The organism is Amycolatopsis sp. SID8362, assembly GCF_010550475.1.
GTDB lineage: Bacteria > Actinomycetota > Actinomycetes > Mycobacteriales > Pseudonocardiaceae > Amycolatopsis > Amycolatopsis eburnea.
On the sequence record NZ_JAAGNB010000409.1, the window covers coordinates 1 to 3,497 of the forward strand.

3 protein-coding genes and 2 pseudogenes are annotated in these 3,497 nt (G+C 73.4%); 2 read left to right on the plus strand and 3 right to left on the minus strand.

What is annotated here, in order from left to right:
* The 3 genes and pseudogenes from G3I65_RS13315 to G3I65_RS13325 all read right to left on the minus strand — a co-directional run.
* Window positions 1-569 (minus strand): annotated as a pseudogene (locus tag G3I65_RS13315) (hypothetical protein); the annotation flags it as partial.
* 150 nt (window positions 570-719) lie between these two features.
* Entirely contained in the window at window positions 720-1,916 is a 1,197-nt protein-coding gene (locus tag G3I65_RS13320) for an RNA polymerase sigma factor (RefSeq protein ID WP_160696383.1), read from the minus strand.
* Window positions 1,913-2,257 carry a YciI family protein gene (locus tag G3I65_RS13325; RefSeq protein ID WP_160696384.1) on the minus strand — a complete coding sequence of 115 codons (345 nt, stop codon included), beginning with the start codon at window positions 2,255-2,257 and terminating at the stop codon, window positions 1,913-1,915. Before G3I65_RS13325 ends, G3I65_RS13320 begins: the two co-directional genes overlap by 4 nt.
* A gap of 106 nt (window positions 2,258-2,363) precedes the next feature.
* On the opposite strand from G3I65_RS13325, the gene G3I65_RS13330 reads away from it, so the two are divergent.
* Together G3I65_RS13330 and G3I65_RS13335 are read left to right on the plus strand one after the other, a co-directional pair.
* Complete coding sequence (locus tag G3I65_RS13330) at window positions 2,364-3,155, plus strand: alpha/beta fold hydrolase (RefSeq protein WP_160696385.1); 792 nt, start codon at window positions 2,364-2,366, stop codon at window positions 3,153-3,155.
* A 9-nt stretch (window positions 3,156-3,164) separates the two neighbouring features.
* A pseudogene (locus G3I65_RS13335) lies at window positions 3,165-3,497 on the plus strand (integrase); the annotation flags it as partial.

Genomic DNA, 3,497 nt, shown 5'->3' on the forward strand with positions numbered 1-3,497 from the left:
ACCCGGGCGAGTTCGTCCCGGACGGCGGCCAGCTGCCCTTCGGCCCGCTGCTGCTCCTGCACCGCGGCGCGCCGGGCCGCGCGCTCCTCGTCACGCTCCCGGAGCGCGGCGGCCCTGTCCTGTTCGGCAGCTTTCGCCGCGGCGACGGCCTCTTCGGCTTCCTGCCGGTCTTGAGCGGCGGAGGCTTCAGCTCGGCCACGCTGCAGCCGGTGTTCGTCGGCTTCGGCCAGCGCCGCATCCCGCTCGGAGAGGGCGGTGGCGGTGGTCGCCTCGAGTTGGTGGCGCAACGTCGTGAGCGTCTCGACGAGCCCGCGCGCCGGTTCGAGCACCCGGTCGACCTGACCGGCGAGCGCGGTGACGGCGGTGTCGTCCAGCTCGGTGTCGCTCTCCCGCAGCGACTCGGCGTCGGCGAGCACGGCCTCGGCGTCCCGGCAGCTGAGGTTCCGCCGCCCCCAGGTCTTCCCGTCCTGGCAGAACCGCGCCCGGCTCCCCCGCCCCACCGCCGGTGGCAGCGGCGCTCCGCATCGCCGGTACTCGCAAACCCGGATCTGACCAGCGTCTTCCGTCATGATCAGGACCATATCAAAGCTTCTGATCAGAACCAGAAGCATCTGTTCAAAATCTAAAGATAAATACTCGACCGTCTGGGTTTGGATAAGGTCACATATCCAAACCCAGATGAGCCTGGTGACCGGAGAGGCCCTCAAAAACTGGGTGGGCTACCCGCGACGCCCGGAGGCGGCGAGTTTGCGCCGCAGAAGGTCCCGCTCGGCGCCGTTCCCCGTCAGCTCGATCGCCGCCGCGTACGCCTCCGCCGCCTCCCCCGGGCGGCCGAGCCGGTCCAGCAGGTCCGCGCGGATCGCGTGGTACAGCCCGAAACGCGGGAGATCGAGGGCCTCGACCAGCGCCAGCCCCGCCGCCGGACCGTCGACCTCCGCGACCGCGACCGCCCGGTTCAACGCCACCACCGGCGTCGGCGCGATCGCCAGCAACTGGTCGTACAGCGCCTTGACCTGCGACCAGTCGGTCGGGGCGTCGCTGTGGACGGCCTGGATCGCCGCCTGGATCTGGTACGGCCCCGGCTGGTTGCGGCGCAGGCAGCGGCGGACGATCTCCTGGCCCTCGGCGATCGACGCCGCGTCCCAGCGGGACCGGTCCTGGTCGGCCAGGAGCACCAGATCGCCCTCCGGGGTCGTGCGGGCGGCCCGGCGTGAGTGGCTGAGCAGCAGCAACGCGAGCAGACCCCAGACCTCCGGCTCGTCGGGCATCAGTCCGGCCAGGGCCCGGGTGAGGCGGATCGCCTCGCCGCAGAGGTCGTCGCGGACCAGGTGCTCCCCCGTGCTGGCCGCGTAGCCCTCGTTGAAGATCAGGTACAGCACACCCAGCACGCCCGACAGCCGCGCGGGCAGGTCGGCGTCCTGCGGGACGCGGTACGGGATGCCCGCGGCACGGATCTTGTTCTTCGCGCGGACGATCCGCTGGGCCATCGTGGGCTCGGGCACCAGGAACGCGGCCGCGATCTCCGCCGTCGTCAGGCCGCCGAGCAGCCGCAGCGTCAACGCCACCTGCGTCGGGCGGGCCAGCGCCGGGTGACAGCAGGTGAAGATCAGGCGGAGCCGGTCGTCGGGCACGGCGCCCTCCTCCACGGGCTCGGCTTCGGCGTGCGTCAGCGCCGCCTGGGCGTGCTTGTCCGCGCGCGCGGCCTCGCGGCGCAGCCGGTCGACCGCGCGGTTGCGGGCGGTGGTGATGATCCAGCCCGCCGGGCTCGGCGGGAACCCGGCGGCCGGCCAGCGCCGGACGGCCTCGGCGAACGCGTCCTGCACGGCCTCTTCGGCGACGTCGATGTCCCCGAAGACCCGGACCAGGACCGACACCGCGCGCCCGTACTCGGCGGCGTAGACGTCCTCGATCCTCATCCGCTGAACGGTCGCACCTCGACCGGCAGCGGCGCCACGGCGTCGGCGAGGCGTCCGCCCCAGACGAGGGCCGCGTCGAGGTCGGGGGCGGTGATGATGGTGAACCCGCCGAGGTGCTCCTTGCCCTCGGCGTAGGGGCCGTCGGTGACGAGGGTGTCGCCGTCGGTGGCACGCAGCACGGTGGCCGTCGACGGCGGGTGCAGGCCACCGGCGAACACCCACGCCCCGGCCGCCTTGAGGTCGGCGTTCAGCGCGTCGAGCTTCTTCACGACCTCGTCGAGCACCTCCGGCGGCGGGGTGGGGCCGTCGGGCTGGTAGATGCTGAGCAGGTACTGCTTCACGTCGTCCTCCTCGGTGGTGTCGTCACCGCTGATACGAACGGGGACCGGGCGGATCGACAGCGTCCCGGCACGGATTTTCCGTGGACGCCGCCGGGAAGATCAAGGCATGAGGATTCACGCGTCCGACCACGAGACCACCGTGACCGCCCGGGGTACCCGCGGGCCCGCCGTGCTGCTCGTCCACTCCCTCGGCCTGGACCGCCGCATGTGGGACCCGGTGCTCGACCGGCTCGCGACCGGGCGGCGGGTGTTCGCCTACGACGTCCGCGGGCACGGATCCGCCGCCGGCGCGCCGTTGCCGTTCACCATGGCCGCCGCCGGCGCCGATCTCGTGGCCGTGCTCGACGCGCTCGAGCTGGGGATCGCCCACGTCGCCGGGTTGTCGCTGGGCGGGGCGATCGCGCAGACCGCCGCCGTCGCCGCACCCGGGCGCTTCGCCTCGCTGACGCTGCTGGGCGCGCCGGACCGGCCGGTTCCGGCGGCGTTCGAGGAACGCGCGCGGATCGCCGAGACCGGCGGCATGGAACCGCTGGTCGGGCCGACGCTGGAACGGTGGTTCACCGCGGCCGCGCTCGAAGCCGACACCGAAGGCGTGCGCTACGCCCGCGACTGCGTCGCCTCGTTCGACCCGGTCACGTGGGCGTCGATCTGGCGCGGCTACGGCGGTCTCGACGTCTACCAGCGGCTGCGCGGCTTCCCGGCTCCGGCACTGGCGCTCGCCGGGGAGGCCGATGCGTCGATCAGCATCGACGGCATGGCCGCCATCGCGTCGCGGATCGGCGGCGGCGCGAAGCTGGAGGTCGTTCCCGGCGCGCCGCACATCCAGACCCTCGAACGCCCCGATGAGGTGGCCGACGCCCTGGACCGGTTCCTGCCCGCGGAGATCGACATCCCGTAACCTCGGCGCGTGCCCGACCTGCACCCGGTGCCCGACGCCGCTCTCGCCGCCGCCAGTCCGCAGGACCGGCTCGCGCTGCTGGACGAAGCCGCGGCCCGGCACGTCGACGGGCAGCGGCCGGCCAACACGCTCAAGGCCTACGCGCAGGACTGGCAGGTGTGGCAGGACTACACCGCCGAGGCCGGGATCCCGCCGCTGTCGGCGACGATCGGCGCGCTGACCGGGTTCGTCGTGTGGCTCGAACGCGGGCGCACGCTGCGCCCGGACGAACGCGCGGTGCCCGAGGTGCCGGAGCTGGCCGCGCCGGCGGCGCCGTCGACGATCGAGCGGCGGCTCACCGGC

Coding starts and splice junctions, on each gene's coding strand:
- G3I65_RS13320 (WP_160696383.1), bottom strand. CDS start 1,916: ATGAGGATCGAGGACGTCTACGCCGCCGAGTACGGGCGCGCGGTGTCG.
- G3I65_RS13330 (WP_160696385.1), top strand. CDS start 2,364: ATGAGGATTCACGCGTCCGACCACGAGACCACCGTGACCGCCCGGGGT.